The organism is Vibrio sp. dhg (assembly GCF_003443775.1).
Lineage (GTDB): Bacteria > Pseudomonadota > Gammaproteobacteria > Enterobacterales > Vibrionaceae > Vibrio > Vibrio natriegens.
In genome coordinates this window covers 778,979-803,358 of sequence record NZ_CP028943.1, presented here as the reverse complement: position 1 = coordinate 803,358, position 24,380 = coordinate 778,979, and the positions used below count along the sequence as shown (strand labels likewise).

Annotated in this window: 24 protein-coding genes and 2 tRNA genes; 12 read left to right on the top strand and 14 right to left on the bottom strand. The window is 45.0% G+C overall.

Features of this window, described 5'->3' with window-relative positions; all coding sequences use genetic code 11:
• Positions 1-248: 248 nt before the first annotated feature.
• From flgE to DBX26_RS03785, 6 genes are all read right to left on the bottom strand, one after another.
• Entirely contained in the window at positions 249-1,580 is a 1,332-nt protein-coding gene (gene flgE / locus DBX26_RS03810; protein WP_020333340.1) for a flagellar hook protein FlgE, read from the bottom strand.
• Positions 1,581-1,611: 31 nt separating this feature from the next.
• Positions 1,612-2,319, bottom strand: coding sequence for a flagellar hook assembly protein FlgD (gene flgD, locus DBX26_RS03805; protein WP_014231093.1), 708 nt, complete (start codon positions 2,317-2,319; stop codon positions 1,612-1,614).
• 17 nt (positions 2,320-2,336) lie between these two features.
• Positions 2,337-2,750, bottom strand: a complete 414-nt coding sequence (flgC, locus tag DBX26_RS03800) for a flagellar basal body rod protein FlgC (protein WP_014231092.1) — start codon at positions 2,748-2,750, stop codon at positions 2,337-2,339.
• 5 nt (positions 2,751-2,755) lie between these two features.
• Positions 2,756-3,151, bottom strand: coding sequence for a flagellar basal body rod protein FlgB (flgB, locus tag DBX26_RS03795; protein ID WP_014231091.1), 396 nt, complete (start codon positions 3,149-3,151; stop codon positions 2,756-2,758).
• A gap of 261 nt (positions 3,152-3,412) precedes the next feature.
• Positions 3,413-4,240: a protein-glutamate O-methyltransferase gene (locus DBX26_RS03790; protein WP_118117895.1), complete on the bottom strand. Its 828-nt coding sequence runs from the start codon at positions 4,238-4,240 to the stop codon at positions 3,413-3,415.
• Positions 4,241-4,250: 10 nt separating this feature from the next.
• Positions 4,251-5,177 (bottom strand): chemotaxis protein, encoded by a 927-nt coding sequence (locus tag DBX26_RS03785; RefSeq protein WP_014231089.1) that lies wholly within the window; start codon positions 5,175-5,177, stop codon positions 4,251-4,253.
• A 76-nt stretch (positions 5,178-5,253) separates the two neighbouring features.
• Here DBX26_RS03785 and flgA point away from each other — a divergent pair, with 76 nt between their 5' ends.
• The 3 genes from flgA to flgN all read left to right on the top strand — a co-directional run bounded on the left by flgA (position 5,254) and on the right by flgN (position 6,893).
• A complete protein-coding gene (gene flgA / locus DBX26_RS03780) occupies positions 5,254-6,000 on the top strand; it encodes a flagellar basal body P-ring formation chaperone FlgA (RefSeq protein WP_118117893.1) in 747 nt (248 codons plus the stop codon).
• Between the two features lie 123 nt (positions 6,001-6,123).
• Positions 6,124-6,441, top strand: coding sequence for a flagellar biosynthesis anti-sigma factor FlgM (gene flgM, locus DBX26_RS03775; RefSeq protein WP_020333337.1), 318 nt, complete (start codon positions 6,124-6,126; stop codon positions 6,439-6,441).
• Positions 6,442-6,467: 26 nt separating this feature from the next.
• Positions 6,468-6,893, top strand: coding sequence for a flagella synthesis protein FlgN (gene flgN / locus DBX26_RS03770; RefSeq protein WP_065302065.1), 426 nt, complete (start codon positions 6,468-6,470; stop codon positions 6,891-6,893).
• 111 nt (positions 6,894-7,004) lie between these two features.
• Here flgN and flgP read toward each other — a convergent pair whose 3' ends face one another.
• A complete protein-coding gene (flgP, locus tag DBX26_RS03765) occupies positions 7,005-7,436 on the bottom strand; it encodes a flagellar assembly lipoprotein FlgP (protein ID WP_014231085.1) in 432 nt (143 codons plus the stop codon).
• A 9-nt stretch (positions 7,437-7,445) separates the two neighbouring features.
• Complete coding sequence (locus tag DBX26_RS03760) at positions 7,446-8,084, bottom strand: FlgO family outer membrane protein (RefSeq protein WP_014231084.1); 639 nt, start codon at positions 8,082-8,084, stop codon at positions 7,446-7,448.
• Between the two features lie 169 nt (positions 8,085-8,253).
• Here DBX26_RS03760 and DBX26_RS03755 point away from each other — a divergent pair, with 169 nt between their 5' ends.
• The 3 genes from DBX26_RS03755 to DBX26_RS03745 all read left to right on the top strand — a co-directional run bounded on the left by DBX26_RS03755 (position 8,254) and on the right by DBX26_RS03745 (position 10,293).
• Positions 8,254-9,387, top strand: a complete 1,134-nt coding sequence (locus DBX26_RS03755; protein WP_020333336.1) for a flagellar assembly protein FlgT — start codon at positions 8,254-8,256, stop codon at positions 9,385-9,387.
• 92 nt (positions 9,388-9,479) lie between these two features.
• A tRNA-Arg gene (locus tag DBX26_RS03750) sits at positions 9,480-9,556 on the top strand.
• Between the two features lie 230 nt (positions 9,557-9,786).
• Positions 9,787-10,293, top strand: coding sequence for a hypothetical protein (locus DBX26_RS03745; RefSeq protein WP_014231082.1), 507 nt, complete (start codon positions 9,787-9,789; stop codon positions 10,291-10,293).
• 124 nt (positions 10,294-10,417) lie between these two features.
• Here DBX26_RS03745 and DBX26_RS03740 read toward each other — a convergent pair whose 3' ends face one another.
• Both DBX26_RS03740 and gltX read right to left on the bottom strand, forming a co-directional pair.
• Positions 10,418-11,368, bottom strand: a complete 951-nt coding sequence (locus DBX26_RS03740) for an OmpA family protein (protein ID WP_014231081.1) — start codon at positions 11,366-11,368, stop codon at positions 10,418-10,420.
• A gap of 620 nt (positions 11,369-11,988) precedes the next feature.
• The gene (gene gltX, locus DBX26_RS03735) at positions 11,989-13,416 is read right to left on the bottom strand and encodes a glutamate--tRNA ligase (protein WP_020333333.1); all 1,428 of its coding nucleotides are present in this window, start codon (positions 13,414-13,416) and stop codon (positions 11,989-11,991) included.
• Between the two features lie 230 nt (positions 13,417-13,646).
• Here gltX and DBX26_RS03730 point away from each other — a divergent pair, with 230 nt between their 5' ends.
• Both DBX26_RS03730 and DBX26_RS03725 read left to right on the top strand, forming a co-directional pair.
• Complete coding sequence (locus tag DBX26_RS03730; RefSeq protein ID WP_118117891.1) at positions 13,647-16,370, top strand: heavy metal translocating P-type ATPase; 2,724 nt, start codon at positions 13,647-13,649, stop codon at positions 16,368-16,370.
• Between the two features lie 21 nt (positions 16,371-16,391).
• Entirely contained in the window at positions 16,392-16,841 is a 450-nt protein-coding gene (locus DBX26_RS03725; RefSeq protein ID WP_014231078.1) for a DUF411 domain-containing protein, read from the top strand.
• 72 nt (positions 16,842-16,913) lie between these two features.
• On the opposite strand, the gene DBX26_RS03720 is transcribed toward DBX26_RS03725, so the two are convergent.
• Positions 16,914-17,606 carry an oligogalacturonate-specific porin KdgM family protein gene (locus tag DBX26_RS03720; RefSeq protein ID WP_014231077.1) on the bottom strand — a complete coding sequence of 231 codons (693 nt, stop codon included), beginning with the start codon at positions 17,604-17,606 and terminating at the stop codon, positions 16,914-16,916.
• A gap of 585 nt (positions 17,607-18,191) precedes the next feature.
• Here DBX26_RS03720 and DBX26_RS03715 point away from each other — a divergent pair.
• Complete coding sequence (locus tag DBX26_RS03715; protein ID WP_118119743.1) at positions 18,192-19,073, top strand: TraB/GumN family protein; 882 nt, start codon at positions 18,192-18,194, stop codon at positions 19,071-19,073.
• Between the two features lie 529 nt (positions 19,074-19,602).
• Here DBX26_RS03715 and DBX26_RS03710 read toward each other — a convergent pair.
• Positions 19,603-19,679, bottom strand: a tRNA-Pro gene (locus DBX26_RS03710).
• A 259-nt stretch (positions 19,680-19,938) separates the two neighbouring features.
• Between DBX26_RS03710 and DBX26_RS03705 the strand changes: the two genes are divergently transcribed.
• The 3 genes from DBX26_RS03705 (at position 19,939) to rluF (ending at position 21,969) form a co-directional block, all read left to right on the top strand.
• Positions 19,939-20,079 (top strand): DUF3149 domain-containing protein, encoded by a 141-nt coding sequence (locus tag DBX26_RS03705; RefSeq protein ID WP_014231074.1) that lies wholly within the window; start codon positions 19,939-19,941, stop codon positions 20,077-20,079.
• Between the two features lie 131 nt (positions 20,080-20,210).
• On the top strand, positions 20,211-20,792 hold the full coding sequence (smrA, locus tag DBX26_RS03700; protein WP_014231073.1) for a DNA endonuclease SmrA: 582 nt from the start codon (positions 20,211-20,213) through the stop codon (positions 20,790-20,792).
• A 100-nt stretch (positions 20,793-20,892) separates the two neighbouring features.
• Entirely contained in the window at positions 20,893-21,969 is a 1,077-nt protein-coding gene (gene rluF / locus DBX26_RS03695) for a 23S rRNA pseudouridine(2604) synthase RluF (protein ID WP_118117889.1), read from the top strand.
• A gap of 73 nt (positions 21,970-22,042) precedes the next feature.
• Here rluF and ybaK read toward each other — a convergent pair whose 3' ends face one another.
• Both ybaK and ushA read right to left on the bottom strand, forming a co-directional pair.
• A complete protein-coding gene (gene ybaK, locus DBX26_RS03690) occupies positions 22,043-22,516 on the bottom strand; it encodes a Cys-tRNA(Pro) deacylase (protein WP_065296447.1) in 474 nt (157 codons plus the stop codon).
• A 108-nt stretch (positions 22,517-22,624) separates the two neighbouring features.
• The gene (gene ushA / locus DBX26_RS03685) at positions 22,625-24,307 is read right to left on the bottom strand and encodes a bifunctional UDP-sugar hydrolase/5'-nucleotidase UshA (RefSeq protein ID WP_118117886.1); all 1,683 of its coding nucleotides are present in this window, start codon (positions 24,305-24,307) and stop codon (positions 22,625-22,627) included.
• Between the last annotated feature and the right edge of the window lie 73 nt (positions 24,308-24,380).

The window sequence follows — 24,380 nt, the reverse complement described above, 5'->3', positions numbered from 1 at the left end:
AATAAAATACACTTAATATTCAACGAGTTGATTTGAAATCAAATCAGATAAAGGAAAATTTTCGAGGATAAATCCGGAAAGAGGCAAGTTTTTGATCCTCTGAGCGGCAATGGCGGCAACGTAGAGATCAAATAATACCTAGCCCAAAGTGAAGACTTTTAGGGCTAGGTATCTGATGAATGTCATAAAGTAATCAAGTGAGCCGCTAAGCAGCGTCACTTGATAAAGCAGATTATCCGGCTCGCGATCTAGCGGATCTGCAGAATATTTTGTTGTAGCTGGTTATGTACTTCTAGCGAACGCGAGTTAGCCTGGAAGTTACGCTGAGCCGAAATCAGATCCACCAGCTCCTGAGTCATGTCAATGTTTGACTGCTCAAGCACACCGTTATTGAGGGTACCAAACGAACCTTTATTGGATTCGCCCCAGATTTTGTCACCAGAGAACTGAGTTGAATCCCACTGAGTGCCACCTTTTTTATCCAGACCTTGTTCGTTAGGAACACGGACGAGCGCAACGCGGCCCAGGGTGACGTTTTCACCGTTTGAGTATGTGCCCAACACGCTGCCGTTTTCATCAAAGTCAACTTTGGTCAGGAAGCCCGTCGTAGCACCATCTTCATCAAACTTGGTCAGTTCAAATGGCGCCGCAAACTGAGTTGATGCATCTAAACCAAAGTTCAGAGTTTGCATCGGATCAGCGCCGTTAAGATTGATACCGGCATTTTCTGCCGCCGCACCACCTTCACCAACCGAAGCACCTAACGCCACTGAGCGAATAGGGTTGCCACCGTTTAGGCTCGCCAGAGTACCATCATTGTTGAACCTCATCGTGTGACCAACATGGCCAGATGCGGTTGTTGCATCACCTTGAGCAATGTTAACCGGCTTCTCACCATCTTTGTCCGTTACCGTGTAGTAGGTATTCCAGGTATTTGGCTGAGTCTGGTCTTTCAGGTAGTAAGTGGTCAACTTGTAAGACTGACCCATTGAGTCATAAATGGTTGAAGACGTTGAACGGTTATAAGTATCTGGATCTGAAAAATCAAACTGAGTCGGATCTTTCAAATCACCATTAGCAGGTAAGTTTACGCCCACTTCAATGTTCGCCGTTTGTTTTGGCTTACCAAACTCAGCTGGAATATTGATTGGCTGTGGCTCGTAAGATGACACCTCACCAGAGTCTGGATTTACCTCATAACCAAGCAGAAACTCATCGTTCGCCGTTACCATGTAGTTGTCTCTGTTCAAATGGAACGCACCGTTACGTGTCATTTCATTTTGCTGCGGCACGAGACGATCTTTCGCCACGGCGAAGAAGCCCGTTCCTGACACACGCAAATCCATCGGGTTATTGGTGTAAACACTTGAACCTTCATGGAATTGTTGAGCAACCTGGCCAGCCTGAACACCGCCACCTGGTGTGGTTTTGGCGTTGGTGAACAAAGAGTTTGAGTAGACATCCGCAAACTCGGCACGAGACTCTTTAAAGCCATACGTATTGGCGTTCGCAATGTTGTTACTGGTGGTGTTTAAATCCAATTGAGCGGCGGACAAACCGCTTAAAGATACATATGACATTCCAAAGTCTCCTGATCTCGCGTGTTATGCGTTACGCTTTGCCGACTTCCAATACTTCTGCAAGTCGAACTGGCGATTCAAAACCCGCCAGATTAAGTAATACGTTTCCGTCGCCCTTACCGAGTAATACGCTGTTTACATTGGCATAAGTGGAGACTGGGAACTCTTGCGACGCCCCATCAACTAAGCCAGATGCTTTCACTTTGTATTTACCGGCAGGCAATGGATTCCCGCTTTCATCATTACCGTCCCAGAGTACACGGGTGTCACCAGCTGGTTTCGCTCCTACCTCAAAAGTACGAACCAGTTGGCCAGCCTCGTTTTCGACACGAACAAATAAATTGTCGATAGACTGCGAAAGCTTAACCATGGCTGCCATTGGGGCTTCGTCTTGCTTCACACCCGCAGCGCCTGGGACCAACACATCGCGTCCAACCAGAGAAGAAGCCTGTAATGCTTGGTTCGATGTCATCGACGAGTTCAGACTCTCAAATTGAGTGTTCATTTTGCCGATGCCATCAACGGTCGCAAATGACGCCATCTGCGCGATCATCTGGTCATTGCTGACTGGCTTAAACGGGTCCTGCTGAGACAATTGCTTGGTGAGCAAAGATAGGAAGTCTTCCTGTTTCAGGTCCTGCTTACCTGTACTCTCTTCCGCTTTTTTGTTCTCTTGTAGGCTTTTGAGCTGGTCGATGTAGGACAAGCCGCTTTGACCAACGTTGTTAAATCCGGCCATACGCTACCTCCTTATCCTTATTGACCCATCTGCAGCGTACGCAGCAGCATTTGTTTACTTGAGTCGGCAACTTGAACATTGGTTTGATATGCGCGAGAAGCCGAAATCATGTTTGCCATTTCTTCCATTACATTAACGTTTGGCTTGTAGATGTAGCCTTGTTCGTTTGCAAGAGGATGATCAGGGTTGTACTCCGCATTTAGCGGTTTATCACTTTCTACAATTCCCAACACTTTTACTGGCACCGTATTACCGTTACGCATGGCGTTACCTAACTCGGCACCAAATACAGCATGACGCGCTTTGTAAGTGTCTTTCGCAGAGCTGCTGACACTATCCGCATTCGCCAGGTTGCTTGAGGTAGTATTCAGACGAACAGACTCAGCGCTCATTGCGGAACCTGTCACATTGAAAACGTTAAATAAGCTCATCTAAATTAATCCCCTTTGATTGCCTTGGTTAAGTTCTTAAATTTGCCACCTAGAAAGTCGAGTGATGCCTGGTGTCTGATTTGGTTCTGCATGAACAGGTTACGTTCTAAATCCAAATCTACCGTGTTGCCATCACCCGTATCAGGTTGGGTAGGAAGACGATATAGCTTGTCTCCTGTCAATGTTGTAGTGGCAGGAATATGCCGACCATCGGTTCGATTAAGACTAATACTTGCCCCTGATGTTGCCGCTTGTAATTCCTTTGCAAAGTCTAAACCTCTTGCCTTGTAACCAGGTGTGTTTGCTTGCGCGATGTTGGTGGAAATCACCTCAGCATTGCGCTCACGTACGCCCACCGTGTGTTGGTGGATGCCTAGTGCATTGTCAAAAGATATAGCCATGTTTGCCTCTACAATTAGAACTGACCGGTATAGATAACTAAAAAGCAATTACTATGCCAAAAATTGGCACACGTTTACGGCTAAAAGTTATCGATGCTTTGAATCGCAATATGTAAGCCAAGGTGATTAATGGAATGTCAGTGTCAATCCACTCGGCTTAAGCGTAAAGATACCTTTGTTTGAGGGAGTAGGCAAAAATGAAGGGGAAGATCAGGTATTGGGTTAAGAGAGATCCTAGGTCTTGACCCTAGGATCTTTAAACTATTTCAATTTATAAATGATACCCGGATTACAACGCACCATTTCAAAACGATCCGTCAGCCCGGTTAACGACTCAGATGCCCCCAGCAGTAGATAACCACCCGGATTGAGCTGGTTTGCCATTTGATTGAGCACTTTCGATTTCATCTCCGGTGAGAAGTAAATCAGGACATTACGGCAAAAGATAATGTCAAACTTACCCACCAGCGCGTAGCTGTCGAGCAAGTTTTGCGGGCGAAAGTTGACCAGACGCTTTACATTGTCTTTCACTTTCGTGCGGCCATCTCCGTTGTCTTCAAAAAAGACACGACGACGTTCCGGAGAGAGACCACGCCCCAACGCTAAATTGTCATACACGCCAGCGCGACACATCTCCAGCATACTGCTCGAAATGTCGGTTGCGGTGATAGAAACGCTTGGCAACAATCCCGGTTTACGCTGCTGCGTTTCCAAAATCGTCATTGCGATGGAGTACGGTTCTTGCCCCGATGAACTGGCGGCTGACCAGATTTTAATCGGGCGTTTGTTTGCCGCGACTTCCGGCAATAATTTCTCAGCTAAAACCGTGAACGGATACGTATCTCGAAACCACAGCGTTTCATTGGTTGTCATCGCATCCACAGCCGCAATACGTAGTTCCCGATTGCGGCCTGAGACCACATCACGCAGTAAATCAGACAACGAAGTGAGCTTAAACTTGGTCACTAACGGACTTAATCGACTGCGCACTAAGTACTGCTTACTATCGCCTAGCACAATGCCACATTGCGCTTCGAGAAAACGGCTAAAGTCACGATACTCTTGATCGCCAATTGTAATAGCAGTCATTCATGTCTCTTTATTGTATTAATGCAGTTTTAACCGCGTTACCCAGTTCGTCTGGATTAAATTTCGCAATGAAGGTGTTCGCTCCCACGCGATCAACCATAGCTTGGTTAAATACGCCACTTAAGGAAGAGTGGAGAATAACATAAAGGTCTTTCAAATCCGCATTTCTGCGAATTTCAGCGGTTAGGGTGTAGCCGTCCATCTCTGGCATTTCGATATCAGAAATCACCAAAGAAATTTGCTCGTAGATGTCACCCTCTCGAGCCATCTCAAGCAAGGTGTTGTATGCCTCTTTACCATCTTTCACCGACAACACCTCGAAACCGATCGAACGGATAGCTCGCTCGAGTTGTTTACGTGCAACAGTAGAGTCATCGGCAATCATAATACGGCGTACAATTGGTTTCACCTGCTCTGCCTGAGCGATTTCTTCACCAATCGAAGCGTCCATCGTCTCATCCACTGGCGCAATTTCAGCCAAAACTTTTTCTACATCGAGAATTTCAACGAGCTCGTTATCAATGTTGGTTACCGCGGTCAGGTAATGTGCTTTACCCGCGCCTTCCGGAGGCGGCAAAATCGCTTCCCAGTGCATGTTTATAATACGCTCAACCGACGATACTAAGAACGCCTGAATAGAGCGGTTGAACTCCGCAATCACCACAAAGCACTTGTCAATTTCCGTGGTTGGGCGGCCACCAATTGCCAGGCTTAAATCAATAACGGATACGGTATGGCCACGAATATGAGCAACACCTTTTACTAACGGATGCAGATTTGGCATTACTGTCAGCTTTGGACATTGCAGCACTTCCCGAACTTTAAATACGTTAATGCCATAACGCTGCCGCCCCATCAATCTAAAGGTCAACAATTCCAATCGGTTCTGACCGACGAGTTGCGTACGCTGATTCACTGAGTCAAGAATCCCCGTCATATGCTCATCTCCATCTCAAACTTTTTGTTTTTAAATGATACTCTACCACTGGCAAGCATTGTTCCAGGGAGACCTTATGGCGTATTTCACTATCACTTCGACTACATTGACTAAAACAATATGTAGATCGGTATTCACAAAGTACGCTAAGGCTATCGGCATTTTGCTCAGTATATTTAGCTTTTTTGTTCATTCAGCCACTGATAATCAGCTCGAACAGATAAAAATGGCAGCAGAACAACATGTTCTAGCCACCGTCGAGCAACCTGCAGGCGGTGAGTTAACCGTCAATGCAGCAAATATCGACTCACGGATTAAAGCTACTGACTGCCCAAAGCCTCTCGACACATCGGCTTCTACCACCAGCAGCACGCGCAGCAATATTAATGTATTGGTTGAATGTTTTGCTGATGACTGGAAAGTCTACGTCCCAGTGCGTATGTCAGTTTCGGTCCCGATGCTTGTCAGTACTCGCCAACTCGTTCGAGGAGAAATCATCAGTGCTTCAGACGTCACCACGTCAATGATTGAGTTACAACGCTTTCGCAAAGATGGCTTTACCGACCTTTCTCAAGTCGTGGGCGCGAAATTAAAGCGTAGTGTTCGCCTTGGAGATGTCGTGGAGCGAAATGATGTGTGCGTGGTGTGTCGTAACGAGAGAGTGACAATTCAAGCGGTAAAAGCGGGGATGACGATCTCGACCCAAGGCACCGCATTGCAAGACGGTGCAGCAGGTGATCAAGTGAGAGTGAAAAATGATAAGTCACAACGTATAATAGAAGGCATAGTGACTGGCATTGCAGAAATCACCGTCAACTTTTGACCTTCGGCGAACAACAGCACGAGATGAAAATCGATCAATAAAAGTGCACAAAATGATTAAAGTTATTTTGGCGTTGGTCGATAGTCTGAGTACCAGTATTACGATACAAGGCAAAGGTAAAACATGGCAGGTATAGACAATATACGTTCAGGTCAGATAATGACGACTAATAAAAGTCGCGCACCTGCACGTAATGAATCGAATGCGACCAACACAACAGATTCGCATAAAGTGTCAGCGCAACAAGATGCAGTATCTTTGAGCCAACAAAGTAAAGACGTCAATAAACTCCAAAAGGATATGGCAGCTTCACCGGCTTATGACACCGCAAAAGTGGCCGCAATCAAAGAAGCAATCGCAAACGGCTCATACAAAGTTGATCCAGAAAAACTGGCCGACAACATGATTAAGCTTGAAAGCGAATTGCAAGGCAAAATCTAACTGACTTAGGCTCAAGGTAAGTATTCATGGCAGCATTAGTCGATCTCGTAAACTTCCAACTAGAAAATGCAAAAGCACTTTCTGTCGTTTTACGTCAGGAAACACAAGCCATCACTGCGCGTGTTTCTGCTGATATCGAAAGTATTGCCAAACAAAAGATGACACTCATTGATCAATTAAAGATGACTGATCAGCGAATCGCCTCTCACCCGCATGTCAATCAGCTTACCGAAGATGAACACCTAAGTCAGGTGGTAAACCAGATTCAATCTATCGTCATTGATTGCCAACAAGTTAATCAAATGAACGGTGAATCGCTCAATCGAGCGCAGCTGAGCTTCACCAAGCTCAATAACATGCTTCAACGCACCCACGGTAAAGTCGGTATGACTTACAACGCCGGTGGGCAAACTCACACCATTTCGACTTTAGGCACCAACATCAAAGCCTGACTTTTCTCTTCGTGATACCCCTATCGTTTATCTACTCTAAGTTTTACGCACAAAAAACGACCCAATGTTACCAATGAGCCGCTAAAGAGATTATCTGACGCTATTTAGATGTCAGAACAGGGTCTGCTGACGCTTCTCAGGTACCTGCTGAACTTCACCATAGTCTCGTAGCTTATCCATTTTGCGGATATCCAGACGAAGCTCTGTTACATAACTGTCTTCGACCAAGTAGCTTCTCACCACTTCCGCGCCGCGAATAACGCCGTCAACCGCACCGGTTGTGCTTTCCGTCCCTAAACGCTGATCTTGCAACTCCGCTCGGCCACTGACACGCATACCATAGACCTGCTCTGCCAGTTCACGGTAAGCATCAATTTTCGATGCGCGCATTGCTCGAACACGTTTTTCTTCTACAGTGCGACCAGTTTGTTCACTCACGCTGGCATAACCTACGGCAACGAGCAGCTCATCCTGACGCATCTGCTGTAATGGTTGGCAACCCACCAGCACCAAGGTGGCGATAATAAATAATAATTTTTTCATGGCTCTGTCCTATGGGCGGAGAATCACAGTGTATGGCTGACGAATCGTCGGGTCTGAACGAATCAGGACGCCATCTTGAGTACGAATACTGTTGAGCGTATCTAAGTCGCGGCCAATACGATCCGCAGGCAAAAAGCCCTGTGCCGTTGCTACAACAATTCGGCTTTGCATCCCAACCACGCGAGCGTTTACAAGCACACCACCTTCTTGGCGTAGCATAGTGCCAGTTAATACGTATTGGATTTCCTGCTCTTGAGCGAGATCGCTCCAGTCTCTGCTCAATGCAAAGTCACCTTGTTGAGTGACTTGAATCGAGCCCGTCGTTTTAAAGTCCACCACTTTAAATCCACGACGCTGGAACTGATGGATGAATCCTTCAGATACCGAGTTACCCAACCAATTGGTTGCATCCATATTCTGTAAATCAACGAATGATGTGATCGCAATCGGTGTACGCGCAGAGACCGCGACGTTAGAAACCATCAACTCTTCCGTCATGCTTTCAATAAAAAAGTCCATCGTATGACGCGGGCTATCCATCAGCATGAACTGACTGCCTGAATAGGGTTCTTTACCATTGTAAATTGGTGAATACGCGCACGATGTCAAAAGCGTCATCATCGATGCGGCAGCAAGCCATTTTTTCATGGATTGATTCTCCAGATAATCTTGGGTGTCACTGTTCCTTGTCATTCATGACAAGAAACGAAATCTTGGAACAGTCTTTGCTTTTCTTTTGCCTGTCCAAACTAGAAAGCGCTACCAAACTTCACTGATGTTTGTTTTAGCAATATTTATACCTGAACGGTTACAAGCCATGAAAAAAATATTAATCAGCGTATTATCAATCACTTTCGTTCTGCTTCTGCCTTTTCGCGCAGTCGCCGCGTGGTACGAAGTGACAGGCGTTGCCACGATCGTATCTTCGGACGATGCGGCAAGGCTACACGCCTTAGAGGATGCGCTTTTTAAAGCCGTCAACTTTTCGGGGGCAGATATTGGCAGCATCAGTAATTTAATGCCGCTATTAGAAGAAAACCGCAAAGAGTATCAGTTCACTAACCATGAAGTACGCTACATCCTGGTCGAATCTGAGCGAAAACGAAGTGGTAAGATGGAGATAAAGCTCCGTGTCGACATCTACCCATCGGCAATGGGTTGCCACACGGCTCAATACAAAAAAACCATCCTGGTTGGGAATATTGATGTCGCCTCTCCTCAACAAGCCGTGATGGGACAAATTTATCAAGTTGGTGATGACTTTAGTCACGTAGTGAATCGTCAGCTCGATCAGACCTCGCACAGTTTCGTTTCTGTCGGCACTACCGACTACTCAATTAGCCGCAACTACCCTGCTCGCACTCAGATGATTGCCGAGGACAATGGAGCACAGTACATCATTGGTGGCGTCATTACTGACTTAACCGCGACGATTGAATCTAAAGTACTCAAAGATGACATCATCAACCGGCAGTTTGCCTTAGAGATGAAAGTTTATGATGGTAAAACTGGCCATGAAGTCTTTTATAAAACCTACCGCGAAGTCGCTCGCTGGCCGTTTGCAAAAACCAGTCAGGTCGACACACGAAGCGCGCGATTCTGGGCCTCTACTTATGGTGAAATGATGCTGCGCGTAAGCCGTAACATCATGTTAGATTTGGAATCAGAACTGTCTTGTAAGATAACCTTGCCGGAAGTAGTGGCTGTCTACGGAAACACCGTCACTATGGATTTAGGCCGTATGCACGGTGTTAAAGAGGGCGACAAATTGCAATTGTGGCACACCGCGTCTTTTATCGATCAAAGCGGTTTACCACGTAACAAAGTATCGCAAAGTGAAGTGACCTTAACCGTGTCGCGCGTTTATGAACACGAAGCAGAACTGAGCATCGATCAACCCAACCTGTCATCAAGCGTTCAAATTGGCGATGTAATGAACAAGATACTCTAAAAGACAACATTAGCCCTTGAGATATGCGTACTTTTGAATATTATAGATGACGCATCTTATTTGATTATACCAACTGCAGTAGCTGGTATTACGCCCTCATGGCACAGCTGGATAGCGCAGTCCCCTCCTAAGGGACAGGTCGTAGGTTCGAATCCTACTGGGGGCGCCACATCAAAACCTTAGTTCGCGGTTGAACTAAGGTTTTTTTCTTTTCCCTTGATCTGACATCACTTGAGACGATTCATTAGAAGCTCACTCAGCGTCTTTTTCTAGAACATTCACTAACGGCACAAAACCAATTTTAAACGCAGCTATTTACAGTTTTATATTTTATGACTTTAATTATTGATGAGTTTTGCTTACCCTTTTTGGCTATTAATAAGAATATTAGTTAGCGCTATGTCTAAGAGCAATTTAATTACAAATACCGGACACCGTTTTATATCCAAAGGCAAGACAGCCTTTAAGATCCACATCCACACCCCAGAGGATACGGTACTTCACCGCTCTGTAGGGTTTGTGCGCATTGGAGAGGAGAAGGGACTAAAGAAAGCCATTAAATTGAGAAATGAATTGGGACAGCAGATGTGGGGCAAGTTTTGGCGGCGCCTTTTGAAAGATCCCTATCTGATGACAAGATTACCGCACAGTGTTGAACCGAAAATCGTTCATAAACCCAATCCAACTCTAGAGAATCCAGACAATCGAGACACTTGTTACATTGCCAAGTGGCGAGAGTTTAACGAACATGGAGAATATAAGTACAAGACGGTTGTGCGCTCAATCAGTAAATACGGCAAGCTTGCCGCATACATGCAAACCAAAAAAGCACTGTTGGAAGCTCACAAGGAAAATCTGGAAATACTTACGTTCATGGGACGCCTAAACAGTATCGATCTTAAATAACCCAATGTACTAAGTCATTTTTGAGTGAGACTGTTTTTTGCATCGACAATAGATATAAAAATGCCCCAAAGCGCTAACGCTTTGGGGCATTTAAATTCAGGACTCTATTTGTTTAAATAGTATCTTATTGCTGAACTTGGTATTCAAATTCAGGAACAATCACTTCTACGCGACGGTTTTGTTGGCGACCTTCACGCGTTTCGTTTGATGCGATAGGGTTGTTTTCACCTTCACCACGAGCGTGGATGCGTGATGCATCAATGCCTTTTTCTACTAGTGCGTTAGCAACAGATTCTGCGCGTTTCTCAGAAACTTTTTGGTTGTATGATGCAGCGCCAGAAGCATCTGTGTAGCCTACCACTTCAACATTCGCTTGTGGATGCTCGTTTAGGAAAGCAACCAAGTTGTCTAGTTTAGCTGCGCTTTCAGGTTTTAGTGTTGTGCTGTTTAGATCGAAGCCACCAGTACCGATAGTTTGAGTTTCAAATGTTTTCGTTACAACGACTGGCTCTTCTACAACAACCACTTCTTCAACGATTGGCGCTTCTTCAACAACTGGCTCTTCGCTGCCACCGAACTTGAATGAAACACCTAGGGTCGCTGTATTGCCTGTTGCGCGAACTACATCGTTGTTGATGTCAGTGATAGTTTGGTATTCCGCACGAGCTGTAACATTTTGGCTTAGGTTGAACTCAAGACCTGCCGCACCAAGGTAAGAGTAATCGTCTTTACCATCGAACATTACGTAAGCGCCACCCACTTTACCGTAAAGTGCGATGTCTTCAGTGATTGGTAGGCTGAATTTAGGCGCAAGGGTGATAGCTTCTACGTGACCACCGAAAGAGGTGTTATCAAAATCACCAACATTGTCAAAACCTGCTTCAACTGCAATGTAGTCATTGAATTCGTAACCAACAAAAGCACCAAGAGTCGAGTCATCTTTATCGCAAGATTGACCTGCTACACAAGCATCTTCCAACCAAGATTTACCCATTTTACCGCCAACATAAACTTCGGCTTGAGCCGCTGATGCCATAAGTAAAGATGCTGAAATTACCGCTGCTAGTTTTTTCATTATTGATTCCTATTAAGAATTACTTTTATTAGATCACGAAATGCGTCGCCGACTGACGTTGTATTCCAATTTGATTCATTCCTTGAGCGTATTACCGAAGCCAACTTCGTGCATATGCATGCAAATTATTTATCAAAAGTTGCTCGGGTATCATTCCTGTACAGTATTCGGGACCGTTATTTGGGTCCCACTGACGAGATGAACTATAACGCTAAGAAATCTCGAGAAAAATCCCAAAACTGTCAATTTAGTGTCATCAAAACCGCAAACATTATGTGACATAGAGCACCAAAAGCCTATCGCGACAACGACGCAAACGTTTGCGCTAAAAGTCACAACAAAGTAACTAATGCAGATATTTGTCTCACTATTGAGATACTACTTGGGGAACTTTATAGATAGTAGATATTAATCAGAGGGATAGTTTGAAAATCAGCCATTGAATAAGCACTAAAAATCACGATCTTTAATTACAAAAATTTATCAAAAAACAAACATCAACACGCCGACATAGCATGTACATCAGTCAAATCTGTTCACTACTTTCGCTTTTATTACATTCTTTAGACATAAAAAAACCGCGGAAATTACCGCGGCTTTTGAATATTTACGCAATTTAATTATGCATTAGCTTCACGTTCAGCAATAAACGCTAAGGCCATTTTAATACGAGCAATACAACGCTCTTGACCAATTAGAGCCATAACTGCGTCAACAGATGGAGACTGACCACCGCCTGTTACTGCGACACGTAGCGGCATACCAATTTTACCCATGCCGATTTCTAGCTCTTCGCAAACGGCTGTAATTACACCATCTTTGATGCTTTCAGTTGTCCACTCAGTTAACGCTTCTGCTTTTGCAAGTGCAAGCTCTAGAGGCTCTTTTGCTACACCACGTAGGTGTTTCTTCGCAGCGCCTGCTTCAAACTCAGAGAAATCTTCGTAGAAGTAGCGAATCTGCTCAGCCAGTTCAACAAGTGTATTACAACGCTCACCAACCAATTTGATCACTTCAGTGATTGCAGGGCCGTTTGTCACGTCCAGCTTCTGTTGGTCTAGGTGCCATTGTAAATGCTCTGCAACGTACGCTGGATCAGAGCTCTTGATGTAGTGGTTGTTTAGCCACTGCAGCTTATCTGTGTTAAATGCAGACGCTGACTTAGATACGGCGTCCAGACTAAACAGATTAATCATTTCTTCTTGAGTGAAGATTTCTTGGTCACCGTGAGACCAACCCAGACGAACAAGGTAGTTGTTTAGAGCAGCTGGTAGGTAACCCATATCGCGGTACTGCATTACCGACACAGCGCCGTGACGTTTAGACAGTTTCGCACCGTCGTCACCCAGAATCATTGCACAGTGAGCAAATGTAGGTACTGGTGCACCTAGTGCTTCGTAAATGTTGATCTGACGAGGTGTGTTGTTGATGTGATCCTCACCACGAACAACGTGTGTGATGCCCATATCCCAGTCATCAACCACAACACAGAAGTTGTACGTTGGTGAACCATCAGTACGGCGAATGATCAAGTCATCCATCTGCTCATTACGGATTTCGATACGACCACGGATTTGGTCTTCAAATACAACACTACCCTCTTTCGGGTTGCGGAAACGAATTACGCAAGGATCACCATCTTTCGCCGCATCGTTTGCCGCTTTGATTTTAGGATGGTTAGCATCGTAGCGAGGCATTTCTTTGTTCACTTCTTGCTCTGCACGAATTTCATCCAGTAGCTCTTTAGATGCGTAACATTTGTATGCTTTGTCTTCAGCAACCAGCTTATCAACCATTTCGTTGTAACGGTCAAAACGTTGAGTTTGGTAGTAAGGACCTTCATCCCACTCCAGACCTAGCCATTCCATACCTTCCAGAATCGCATCAACCGCTTCTTTAGAGTTACGCTCAAGGTCTGTATCTTCGATACGCAGAACGAATTCACCACCTTGGTTTTTAGCATATAGCCAAGAATACAGTGCCGTACGCGCACCACCAACGTGTAGATAGCCAGTTGGGCTAGGAGCAAAACGAGTTTTAACCGTCATTTGAGTTCCTTAGGGTTAATGTTCAACGAGAGGGTTCTCGTTGTATTGTCAAGGATAAAAGTGGCGACATTTTACCATCGTAAGTCAATACTACAATCCTTCCGTGTTCATATACCCAAATAACCTCTCGATGCGGGGTTCAACGAAATTCACTTCATTGATAACAAACCTTGACCTTACCCTTGCAGTAAGGTTTAAGCTCACTATATTACGATCAGTGAGGACAAGTTATGAATCAGTTTGTAGTACCGTTATCAGGGCTTAACTGCATGGGTTGTGCAAGGAAAGTGGAGAAAACTTTACTTGCAAATCATAGTGTTGAGATTCTCAACTTGTCCCCGACCTCTGTGGAAGTCAAAACCGATGCCTCTTTAAACGAGATTGTTGAGTCTATTGAGTCCTTAGGCTATCAGGCTGGTCACGCCTATGACTTTAATTTATCCGGATTAAGCTGTGGCGGCTGCGTCAAAAAGCTCACGGCTTTGTTAGATTCAAATGCAGACGTTATCTCATTTAAAGCTTCGACGACGCAATTAAATATCCGAACTCTTCTTTCTGAACAGCAAGTCATCGATCTTGTCGCGAGCTTAGGCTACACCGCGAGTAAAGAAGCCATCACTGGCACCGAAAGTACAGAAGCTAAAAGTGCCAAGCCTGAAGATGAATCCCAACCAGCACAAAGCAAAGCACCAGATAACCCACTGAAAGACATTCCACCAGCCAGCGGCACTCAACTGCAAATGCTAATCCAGGGAATGACCTGCGCAAGTTGCGTTTCTTCAGTCGAAAAAGCATTAACTAAGGTTGAAGGTGTAGAAAAAGCTCAGGTAAATCTTGCTGAACAAAGTGCCTTAGTGTTCGCGACTCAGGATTCTGAAGACCTACACCAAGCGATTGTAGAGTCGGTAAAACAAGCAGGATACCAAGCGGAAATCCTACAAGACGCCGCAACACAACAAGAAAAGCAAGCGCAGCAGCAATTGGCACAGCAAAAACGCTTTAAATTTGATGCCATTGCTGGCTTAGTGGTGGGTGCTCCCTTAATGCTGTGGGGTGTGGCTGGAGGTAACATGATGATTCGCCACACCAGTGACCAGTACATTTGGGGCGCGGTCGGTCTTTTATGTTTGCTGCTTCTGGCAACTGCTGGTCGCCACTTCTTCAGCAACGCTTGGTTAGCGGCGACTCACAAACGCGCAACCATGGATACACTGGTTGCATTGGGCACAGGTGCTGCTTGGTTCTACTCCATGCTCGTCGTGGTTTTCCCAAACTGGTTCCCGCTCGCATCACGTCACGTCTATTTTGAAGCAAGTGCCATGATCATTGGTTTGATTTCTCTCGGTCACTATATAGAAGCCAAAGCCAAGGCCAACACTACTCGATCATTACAAGCTTTAATTAACTTGCAACCACAACAAGCGACGGCTATTACAGAGAAAGGCGATCAGACCATCAGCGTTGAGCAAATAACGCTTGGAATGAAATTAAGAATTAAGCCCGGCGAGAAAGTGCCAGTAGATGGCACCGTACTCGAAGGCGAATCCTATATAGACGAGTCAATGCTAACCGGAGAGCCTGTCCCGGTACTAAAAGGGCTGGATGCAGAAGTCTCTGCTGGTACGCTAAACACCGACGGTAGCTTGGTTATCGAAGCCACTGGCATTGGTGCAAATACGATGCTTGCGCGCATCATTCGTATGGTTAGAACCGCTCAAAGCAGTAAACCTGCCATCGCCAAATTAGCCGACCAAATCTCAGCGGTATTTGTACCTGTCGTGGTTGGTATTGCCTTACTTGCTGCGTTGGTTTGGTTTGCCGTAGGCCCAGAGCCTAAAGCCAGCTACATGCTCGTGGTGACAACAACCGTACTCATCATCGCCTGCCCATGTGCACTTGGCTTGGCTACACCTCTTTCCGTCACGGTTGGCGTAGGCAAAGCCGCCGAGTTGGGCATCTTAATTAAAGACGCTGATGCACTGCAGTTAGCCAGTAAAGTCGATACGGTTGTCTTCGATAAAACCGGCACGTTGACACAAGGAAAACCATCAGTTCAACAAGTGTTTACTCACGCGACCAGTCAAGATGAGCTGCTTGCTATGGCCTATTCGGCAGAGCGTCAGTCTGAGCATCCACTTGCCAAAGCCGTGTGTGATTTTGCGAAACAACAAAACGCGCAAGAAGTCACATTAGATAAATTCGAAAACGTCCGTGGACGCGGCATCTTAGCGACTTACCAAGGTAAACCATTGCTGATCGGTTCTTTGCAATTTATGCAAGCCGAGAACATTGACACAAGTAACCTAAAACAAGCGATAGAAGAGAGTGCAAAAAACGCTTGGACACCTGTCGCTGTGGCTCTGGATAACGAGTTAGTCGGACTGATTGCGATTGCCGATCCAATCAAATCAGACGCTAAAGAAGCACTTTCAGCTTTAAAAGCTCAGGGAATCAAAACCGTGATGTTGACGGGTGATAACCAGCACGTTGCTGATGCGATCGGTAAAGAGCTCGGTATCGATGAAGTGATTGCCCAAGTGTTACCAGATGAAAAAGCCCAGCACATCGAGCAACTTCAATCTAAAGGCCATATTGTGGCGATGGTCGGAGACGGCATTAACGATGCGCCTGCTCTTGCACTTGCCAACCTTGGTATCGCAATGGGAAGCGGCAGTGATGTCGCGATAGAAAGTGCGCAAATGACGATTCTCAACACTTCACCAATGGCCGTGGTGCACGCAATAGAGTTGTCGCGCGCTACACTTAAAAACATGAAACAAAACTTGTTTGGTGCCTTTGTTTATAACTCGTTGGGCATACCTGTTGCGGCAGGTGTACTTTACCCAGCATTTGGCTTTTTACTCAGTCCCGTAGTTGCAGGAGCAGCGATGGCACTGTCTTCAATTACTGTCGTTAGTAATGCAAACCGACTACGACTGTTTTCAGTAAAATGACGACTTCTTTCTGAGGGTATTATGAAATTGAAACTTGTAACTTTTGCGATGCTTGCGACCGTATCCGCCAATGTATTGGCAGCCGATGTCATTAACCACAAGTCGCCATATTGTGGCTGTTGTGGTGACTGGACAAAACACATGGAAGAGAACGGCTTTACGGTCGAAGAAAAACTGCATGATGATATGAATGCCATCAAACGCGAATTAGGCATGAAAAACCAACAGCTCTACTCTTGCCATACGGCAGAAATAAACGGTTATCTGTTTGAAGGACACGTGCCAGCAGCCGATATTAAAGCCTTCTTGGAAAACCCACCGAAGAATGCGAAAGGTCTGACGGTTCCTGGAATGCCAGTAGGCTCGCCGGGCATGGAGTATGGCGATAAAAAGGACAGTTACACCGTTTACGCTTTCAATGAACAAGGACAGGTTTCGGCCTTTAGTCACCACAAAGGTAACGACAAATAAAATAAAGCCCAGCTCTTAAAACAGATGCTGGGCTTTTTCTTAGCAACTTAATGGACAATTAAGACGAAATCGTTAGAAACCGTAAGAAGCACCAAATACAAAGGCGTTGTTCACTAGGCTGTCTCCATTCGCATTTTCTGCGCCATGAGCCTGAGAGCGAAGTTCAAAGTATGGTTGAACACCTTTACGAGTCCATGTCGCACGGAACTCGTGGTCCATTGTATCGGCATCAATCATGTATACATTGTTGTAGCTTAGCGTCACATCTTCATTCATCACGTAACCGATGCGGTTATCCATGCGGTAGTCCGTATCTGCATCTGCGTCTGTTGCATCAATGTGTGCACGCGTGCGGTTGCTCAGAGAAATACCGTTATCGAAGTTGTAACCAATTTTCACCAGTGGACGGTATTGAATGTTTTCGCCCGCTGAGAACAAGTGTTGGTAACCTGCTGCAACCCAAAGACGATCGGTGATGTTAAATGACTGCTCACCCCCTACCGTAATGTAAGGTGTTATGTTCCCTGCGCCACCATTTTTACTTTCTAGTTTGCCAAGTTGAATACCATCAAACTCAGTGTAAACCGTAAAGCCACCAAATGAATTATCGAAAGTATGACCAGCTTCGAGTGTAGAAGTCACGTCCGAGCCGTGAATTCGGCCATCATCGTGAAATTGAACGTTACCTGTTACGTAAGAAGAACCAGCAAATGCGCTAGACGCGAAAGCGAGAGAAAGAGCACTCAGTGCAAAAATGTATTTCATAATTACTGCCTTTATTTATTCACGTTATGTGATGGTTCCAGACTCGTAGGTTCCTTTACATAACAAAATTTGGAATCTGCCTTAGTGGGCGGAGGCAATACTGAAACAATTAATTTTCGATGAAAAATAAATCCTTTAAAAAAGTGATCATGTTCAAAACGGGAAACCAGACAATAAATAAAACCCATAAAATACAGTCAATTACAACTGGACTAAAAAATCTTTCAAAAAATCCATATCCGACCTACATCACAACAAACTACATAAATCAGAACGATTTACCAATTAAGATCACATTATTAATTTAAATTTTCACCCCAATCTTTTTTATCAGAGCGAAATAATTAGATTTCGATCACACTTAATTTACGCATAAAAATAAATAGCACGTCGTAAAATGGTGAGTTTATCGTGACAATTCTATCTGCCCCCTATTAAGCGGCTCGTATACACACGAGTTATTGAAAACGTGTTCTATGCTCAATATGGCATCTTGCTCCAGTTTCGGTATAAAGTGATGTGCAGATGCGCTTTCAAGATGCTGGATACAAAATGTTATCCGGGATTCAGTTCGAGGATAATAATATGTTCCGCATAATGACCTTTGTATCATCGTTTTTCGTTCTTTTTACTTCCTTTTCGTCCAGCGCTGAGCCACAACATTGGTTAGCCAAAAAAGGCGAGACAGAATATATGATTATCGGCTCAGTACATGTGGGGGATAAAACCATGTATCCCTTGCCTAAAAACCTACTGGAACACCTTAGCGAAAGTTCGGGGCTGATCATTGAAGCGGACGTAAGAAGTAGTGAGGGTGCTGTTTACCCGCCAGTGTCTACGCGAACCAAAACGATACTGAACAAAACGCAGCGTCAACAACTGATCAAAATAGCAAAAGATTTGCAGATACCAGAAACTCAGTTGCTGAATGCCCCACCATGGAATACCGCTCTCACCATCCAACTCGCTTTAGTGAACAAACTGGGGTATGTCTCAACAGAAGGCGTCGATATGCACTTAATTGGCTTGGCCGACAAAACCGGCATTCCTGTCATTTCACTCGAAACCGTACAGTTTCAAATCGATTTAATTACTGGTCAGCCTGATGAAGGTAAAGAAATGCTGCTGTCATCCATCAATGAATATGAAGCAGGAGAAGAGCTCGTCGAATGCCTGATTGAAAGCTGGAAAAGTGGCGATGGTAGCATGTTGGAAGAAGCCTCTTTAACTGACAAAGCAACAGAAGAGTTCAATGAGGCCTTTTTGTATGCACGTAATAAAGACTGGGCAGAAAAGCTCGACATCGGCAGCATACTCCCGCAAAAGCAAGGCCGCTATACCGTTGTGGTTGGCAGCCTGCATCTCGTCGGTAAAGATAACCTAATAGATTTGCTGGCCGAGCGAGGTTTTGAAATTACACCGCTTGGTAATACACGCAAAGCGAAGTGCAATATCCAACAGTTGTAGATACAGTAAGCTCAATGCAAAAAGCCGCAACATTTCTGCTGCGGCTTCTTTTAATATGGTCGCTGGAGAGGAATTCGATCGGACTGGCGTTCCAGCCCACGACCCTTTGCTCCAACACGCCTTTAAAATGCAAAAAAGCTCTGTATTTCTACAGAGCCTTTTTTAGAAAATAATCGGTGAAGAGCCATATTCTAACTTCAGGCGAACCCCCGCTTTGGTTCGAATCCGTTAGTATGAATTTTATGAACTCTAAAACGACGAAAGCCTGCTTTAAAAGCAGGCTTTCTTAATATGGTCGGTGAAGAGGAATTCGATCGGACTGGCGTTCCAGCCCACGACCCTATGCTCCAGCACGCATTTAAAATGCAAAAAAGGCTCTGTATTTCTACAGAGCCTTTTTTAGAAAATAATCGGTGAAGAGCCATATTCTAACTTCAGGCGAACCCCCGCTTTGGTTCGAATCCGTTAGTACGAATTTTATGACCTCTAAAACGACGAAAGCCTGCTTTAAAAGCAGGCTTTCTTAATGTGGTCGGTGAAGAGGGATTCGAACCCCCGACCCTCTGGTCCCAAACCAGATGCGCTACCAAGCTGCGCTATTCACCGAGATGTTTAACTGAGGACTTGTCCCCGTCAACGAGGTGGTATATTACGGATTCTGATCCGAGACGCAAGTGCTTTTTCTAAAAAAACGTAATGTCTTAATCCGTTTGGTGAATAACTGAACACAAGCACGCAAAATGTGACTGACAACCCACAATAAAATACAGTTCATTAACCTCAGCAACATAATTGATCCAGATCAGTGTGCGAAAAAACACCAACAATTAATTTGTGTCTATCGGGAATATCTTGGAGGAAACATATGGACTTTTGGCTTGATCTCCTATTTGGTAATGCAGTAGGTCTATCATCGATGATAGTAATCTTCGGAGCGATCGGTCTAATGTTGTTTTATGGCGGTTTCTTCATGTACAAGATCATGAACGATAAATCTCCTCACTAGATCTCGCTTAGCCCTATAAACGCTTTGCACCGGAGTCGGTTACTTGCCTACTCCGGTTTTTTATTGATCTTTTCCCTCATCTCATTGATATAATCACCTGTACCTATCCTGTTCTTTATGAGATCGCCACTATGTCTCACGATGACGATTTTGAGTTGTTCCAACAAATGATGGGTGATGTAAAGCCAATCACTCAAGACACCGCAGAGCACAAGAAAGTTCACCAAGTAACCGATGCACACCTTGCTAAGCGAGAAGCGGCTATATGGTTAACAGAGGACGACCCAGAGTATCTCTCTCTCGATCATGCCGAAATGCTCAAGCCCGACGACTTTGTCGAGTTCAAACGTGATGGTGTGCAAGACGGCGTATACCGCAAACTACGCTTAGGCAAGTATCCGATTCAGGCACGTTTAGACTTACACAGAAAAACACTGAAAGAAGCACGTGATGAAGTCGTAAAATTCCTGAAACAATGTATATCAATGGACATTCGCACGGTTGTCATTGTTCATGGTCGAGGTGAACGGTCTAATCCACCAGCGTTAATGAAGAGCTTCGTCAGCAGTTGGCTACAGCAAATTAAAGAAGTGCAGTGTGTTCACAGTGCGCAGCGCTTTCACGGTGGTAGCGGAGCCGTCTACGTGTTGTTAAGAAAGAGTCCAGATAAGAAGCTGGAAAACCGAGAACGCCATCAAAAACGGTTAGGCTAAGTTTCTTGTCGGTGCTAGAATGCCCGACCTTATTTTCCCCTTCGCTAGCATTAGCTGGGATACTTTATTCACCGCCGTTGTGAAACGTTAGGAGTACAACATGTCACAAGATAATTCTAAACGCTTAAATAAGTTTATTAGTGAAACAGGCTATTGTTCACGCCGAGAGGCTGACAGACTGATAGAGCAAGGTCGTGTCACGATTAATGGTAAGCAACCAGAAATGGGCACAAAAGTCTTACCAGGCGATGATGTTTGTGTCGATGGCAAACCTGTCGCTGCAAAAGAGAAACCTGTTTATATCGCGTTAAACAAACCGACCGGCATTACCTGTACTACAGAACGTGATGTACCGGGCAACATTGTCGACTTTATTGGACATAAAAAACGCATTTTCCCTATTGGTCGCCTAGATAAACCGTCTGACGGTCTGATCTTTTTGACTAACGACGGTGACATCGTTAACAAAATTCTTCGTGCAGGTAACAACCACGAAAAAGAGTACGTGGTGCGCGTCGATAAACCAATCACTGGTGAGTTTCTTAAACAGATGTCGAGCGGTGTGAAAATCCTCGATACGGTAACGCTTCCTTGTAAAGTGACCAAAGAAACCAAGTTCTCGTTTCGAATTGTGCTGACTCAGGGTTTGAACCGTCAGATCCGCCGTATGTGTGAAGCTCTGGGTTATGAGGTATACAAACTACGTCGCGTGCGTATTATGAATATCTCCCTAGATGGTATTCCGAACGGTAAATGGCGTTACCTTACAGATGCGGAAGTCGCTGAAATCATGGCGATGTGTGATGGTTCGGTTGGTACTGAAGAAGCCTCTAAAGTGGATTCTAAAGGGCGTAACATTCGAAAAGCAACAGACGCTAAACTGTTTGATAGTCGTGACGAAAACCAAGATTCAACCGCTCGTCGTAACCAAAAGCCGCGTACCTTCCGTGGCAACAATGCCGATGAGTTCCGTCATGCACCTAACTCTAAGAAAGGTCAACAAAGACGACGTCCGGACAATGACCATTCTCGTCCAAACAAAGAGAGCTTTAAAGCGAAAGCGCAGGACTCCGATCGTAAACCGACGAAACAAAAAGTGCGTTACGACAATCCAAACGCGGCTAAGCCATCTCAACCAGTAAAACGTAGTGGCAATACATTAAGCTTGAAAAAATAATTTATCGCAGCATGTAGAACAGAAAGGACGCCAGTGCGTCCTTTTTATTTATCTGTCACTCTTAGGTTGCCACTTATAAACACAAAGGTGCAAATTGACCACGAGTTAAGGTCAGCAAATCTTGTGGGGTCAGCTCTATTTCCAACCCACGCTTACCAGCACTCACACAAACGGTTTCTTGCTCTTTGGCGCTTTCGTGTAAAAAAGTGGGGAGCGCTTTCTTTTGTCCAAGCGGGCTAATACCGCCCACCACATAGCCCGTTGTTTTCTGAGCGATGTCTGGGTCTGCCATGTCCGCCTTCTTTCCCTTTGCCGCTTTAGCTGCCAGCTTAAGATTCAATTTCTGGTCAACGGGAATGATGGCTACTGCAAGATTTCTAGGCTCGCCGTTTAAACAAAACAGCAAGGTTTTAAATACTTTTTTTGGATCTTGTCCCAATACTTCAGCAGCTTCCAAGCCGTAGCTATCGGCTCTTGGATCATGTTCATACTGATGTATGGTATGTGGCACTTTTTTCTTTTTCGCAAGATTAATGGCCGGAGTCATCAAGATTCTCCTTATCAAAATAAAAAACGCAGCTTGCGATAAATGAAGCTGCGTTTTTAGTTAATGATATCAGCGATTTTGAGTCAATCGCTTTTTCGCTATCTGGCGTTATTGATAAATAACATTGTCAGTTGCGTATTTGATTTGCCCGGTAGGTGCGTAACGGTTGACATCGATCGGACTGTGAGACTCGAGATAATATTTTAATACTTCAGCATCGGTAAAGCCCGTATTCACGTAGCCTGCATGGTTATCAATTTTCGGATAACCATCACCACCCGCCGCGTTATAACTTGGTACCGTAAAACGATAGTTGCCATCCAAGCGAAGCTGTTGGTCACCAATAAAGACGTTGGTCACCTCGCCATTTTCAATAGTTAAAGCGATGCCCGCAAACTGAGCATATGCGCCCGAGTCAACAGGTTTGGTCGCGACAACATTCAGATAGTCCAGAACTTCTTGGCCCGACATGTCTACGTAAGTCACCATATTGCCGAATGGTTGAACCGTCAGGACGTCTTTATAGGTAATGTCCCCTTTCTCAATCGAATCGCGAACACCACCCGAGTTCATCACCGCAAAGTCTGCTTTGGCGCGTTCCATATGAGCAGTTGCAATCAGACGGCCAAGATTGGTTTGCTTAAATCGCACCACATCACGATCACCTTCCAGCTTGCCATTTGACTCCGCAATTTTTACATTCAGCTGCCCCTGACCTTTCTCTTGATAAGGACGCAGGAACTCCAGCATCGATTCATCCTGAGCAATTTCATCTTCAACCAGAACGCGCTCTGATTGCCCATTAATTTCCACTTTCTTCTTCAAGTTGACCGGAATAAGGTCGTAACTCACCATCGAAAGCTCACCGTTACGAAACTCGTAATCTGCACGACCGACATACTTACCCCACTCATAGGCTTGAACGATGTAAGTCCCGTTTTGTTGATCTGGCTGGCACTCATCACCCGGCTTGAAGTTTTGCTTCATGACATTTGGGCCTTCCATACAAACAGGCTCTTGCGAGTGGCCGCCGACAATCATGTCCAAATCACCTTCACTTAAATAACGCGCTAACGCTACATCACCCGGCGCATTAATGCCACGGTTGCCGTTTTCATAGTGTCCCATATGAGTGACAGCAAAGATCAAATCAGGATATTCGGTCTTTTTCAGCTCAGCGATCAGTTTTTTCGCTTCCTCTTTTGGATCACGGAAGTCCACTTGACCTATGTATTCAGGGTTACCTAACTTCGCAGTATCTTCTGTTGTCAGGCCAATAACGGCGATCTTAATGCCTTGCTTATTGAACATTGCATAAGGCTGGAACATCCGTTTACCAGTTTCTTTCGAATAGATATTGGCGGACAACATTGGGAAAGTCGCCCATTCCTGCTGCTTAAACAAAACGTCTAACGGATTATCAAACTCATGATTGCCGAGTGCCATCGCATCATAGCCAATTTTGCTCATGCCTTTAAAGTCAGGTTCCGCATCTTGTAAATCTGACTCAGGAACACCCGTGTTGATATCACCACCAGAGAGAAGCAAAAGACTTCCCCCCTCCGCTTCTACCTCTTCACGTAAATCATCAATCAGTGTTTTACGTGCTGCCATACCGTATTCGGCATATTTGTTCTGCCAAAAACGACCATGGTGATCGTTAGTATGCAGTACCGTTAACCGGTAAGTGGTATCTGTTTTCCATTCATGGGCGGGTTGGGTTGCACATCCGGCAAGAGTAGCCAGAATGACCGCACTCAAGGCGGTTTTTACCATCAGACGCTGCTTCATTGTTTTACCTTTTCTTTTCTGAATCCACTGCTGTTGTACTTTATTAAATACGTTTATCGGCCACTTCACGAAA

Bases quoted from the DNA above. Each gene is read 5' to 3' on its own strand.
- flgE (WP_020333340.1), bottom strand. From the start codon at position 1,580: ATGTCATATGTATCTTTAAGCGGTTTGTCCGCCGCTCAATTGGATTTA.
- flgD (WP_014231093.1), bottom strand. From the start codon at position 2,319: ATGGCCGGATTTAACAACGTTGGTCAAAGCGGCTTGTCCTACATCGAC.
- flgC (WP_014231092.1), bottom strand. From the start codon at position 2,750: ATGAGCTTATTTAACGTTTTCAATGTGACAGGTTCCGCAATGAGCGCT.
- flgB (WP_014231091.1), bottom strand. From the start codon at position 3,151: ATGGCTATATCTTTTGACAATGCACTAGGCATCCACCAACACACGGTG.
- DBX26_RS03790 (WP_118117895.1), bottom strand. From the start codon at position 4,240: ATGACTGCTATTACAATTGGCGATCAAGAGTATCGTGACTTTAGCCGT.
- DBX26_RS03785 (WP_014231089.1), bottom strand. From the start codon at position 5,177: ATGACGGGGATTCTTGACTCAGTGAATCAGCGTACGCAACTCGTCGGT.
- flgA (WP_118117893.1), top strand. From the start codon at position 5,254: ATGGCGTATTTCACTATCACTTCGACTACATTGACTAAAACAATATGT.
- flgM (WP_020333337.1), top strand. From the start codon at position 6,124: ATGGCAGGTATAGACAATATACGTTCAGGTCAGATAATGACGACTAAT.
- flgN (WP_065302065.1), top strand. From the start codon at position 6,468: ATGGCAGCATTAGTCGATCTCGTAAACTTCCAACTAGAAAATGCAAAA.
- flgP (WP_014231085.1), bottom strand. From the start codon at position 7,436: ATGAAAAAATTATTATTTATTATCGCCACCTTGGTGCTGGTGGGTTGC.
- DBX26_RS03760 (WP_014231084.1), bottom strand. From the start codon at position 8,084: ATGAAAAAATGGCTTGCTGCCGCATCGATGATGACGCTTTTGACATCG.
- DBX26_RS03755 (WP_020333336.1), top strand. From the start codon at position 8,254: ATGAAAAAAATATTAATCAGCGTATTATCAATCACTTTCGTTCTGCTT.
- DBX26_RS03745 (WP_014231082.1), top strand. From the start codon at position 9,787: ATGTCTAAGAGCAATTTAATTACAAATACCGGACACCGTTTTATATCC.
- DBX26_RS03740 (WP_014231081.1), bottom strand. From the start codon at position 11,368: ATGAAAAAACTAGCAGCGGTAATTTCAGCATCTTTACTTATGGCATCA.
- gltX (WP_020333333.1), bottom strand. From the start codon at position 13,416: ATGACGGTTAAAACTCGTTTTGCTCCTAGCCCAACTGGCTATCTACAC.
- DBX26_RS03730 (WP_118117891.1), top strand. From the start codon at position 13,647: ATGAATCAGTTTGTAGTACCGTTATCAGGGCTTAACTGCATGGGTTGT.
- DBX26_RS03725 (WP_014231078.1), top strand. From the start codon at position 16,392: ATGAAATTGAAACTTGTAACTTTTGCGATGCTTGCGACCGTATCCGCC.
- DBX26_RS03720 (WP_014231077.1), bottom strand. From the start codon at position 17,606: ATGAAATACATTTTTGCACTGAGTGCTCTTTCTCTCGCTTTCGCGTCT.
- DBX26_RS03715 (WP_118119743.1), top strand. From the start codon at position 18,192: ATGTTCCGCATAATGACCTTTGTATCATCGTTTTTCGTTCTTTTTACT.
- DBX26_RS03705 (WP_014231074.1), top strand. From the start codon at position 19,939: ATGGACTTTTGGCTTGATCTCCTATTTGGTAATGCAGTAGGTCTATCA.
- smrA (WP_014231073.1), top strand. From the start codon at position 20,211: ATGTCTCACGATGACGATTTTGAGTTGTTCCAACAAATGATGGGTGAT.
- rluF (WP_118117889.1), top strand. From the start codon at position 20,893: ATGTCACAAGATAATTCTAAACGCTTAAATAAGTTTATTAGTGAAACA.
- ybaK (WP_065296447.1), bottom strand. From the start codon at position 22,516: ATGACTCCGGCCATTAATCTTGCGAAAAAGAAAAAAGTGCCACATACC.
- ushA (WP_118117886.1), bottom strand. From the start codon at position 24,307: ATGAAGCAGCGTCTGATGGTAAAAACCGCCTTGAGTGCGGTCATTCTG.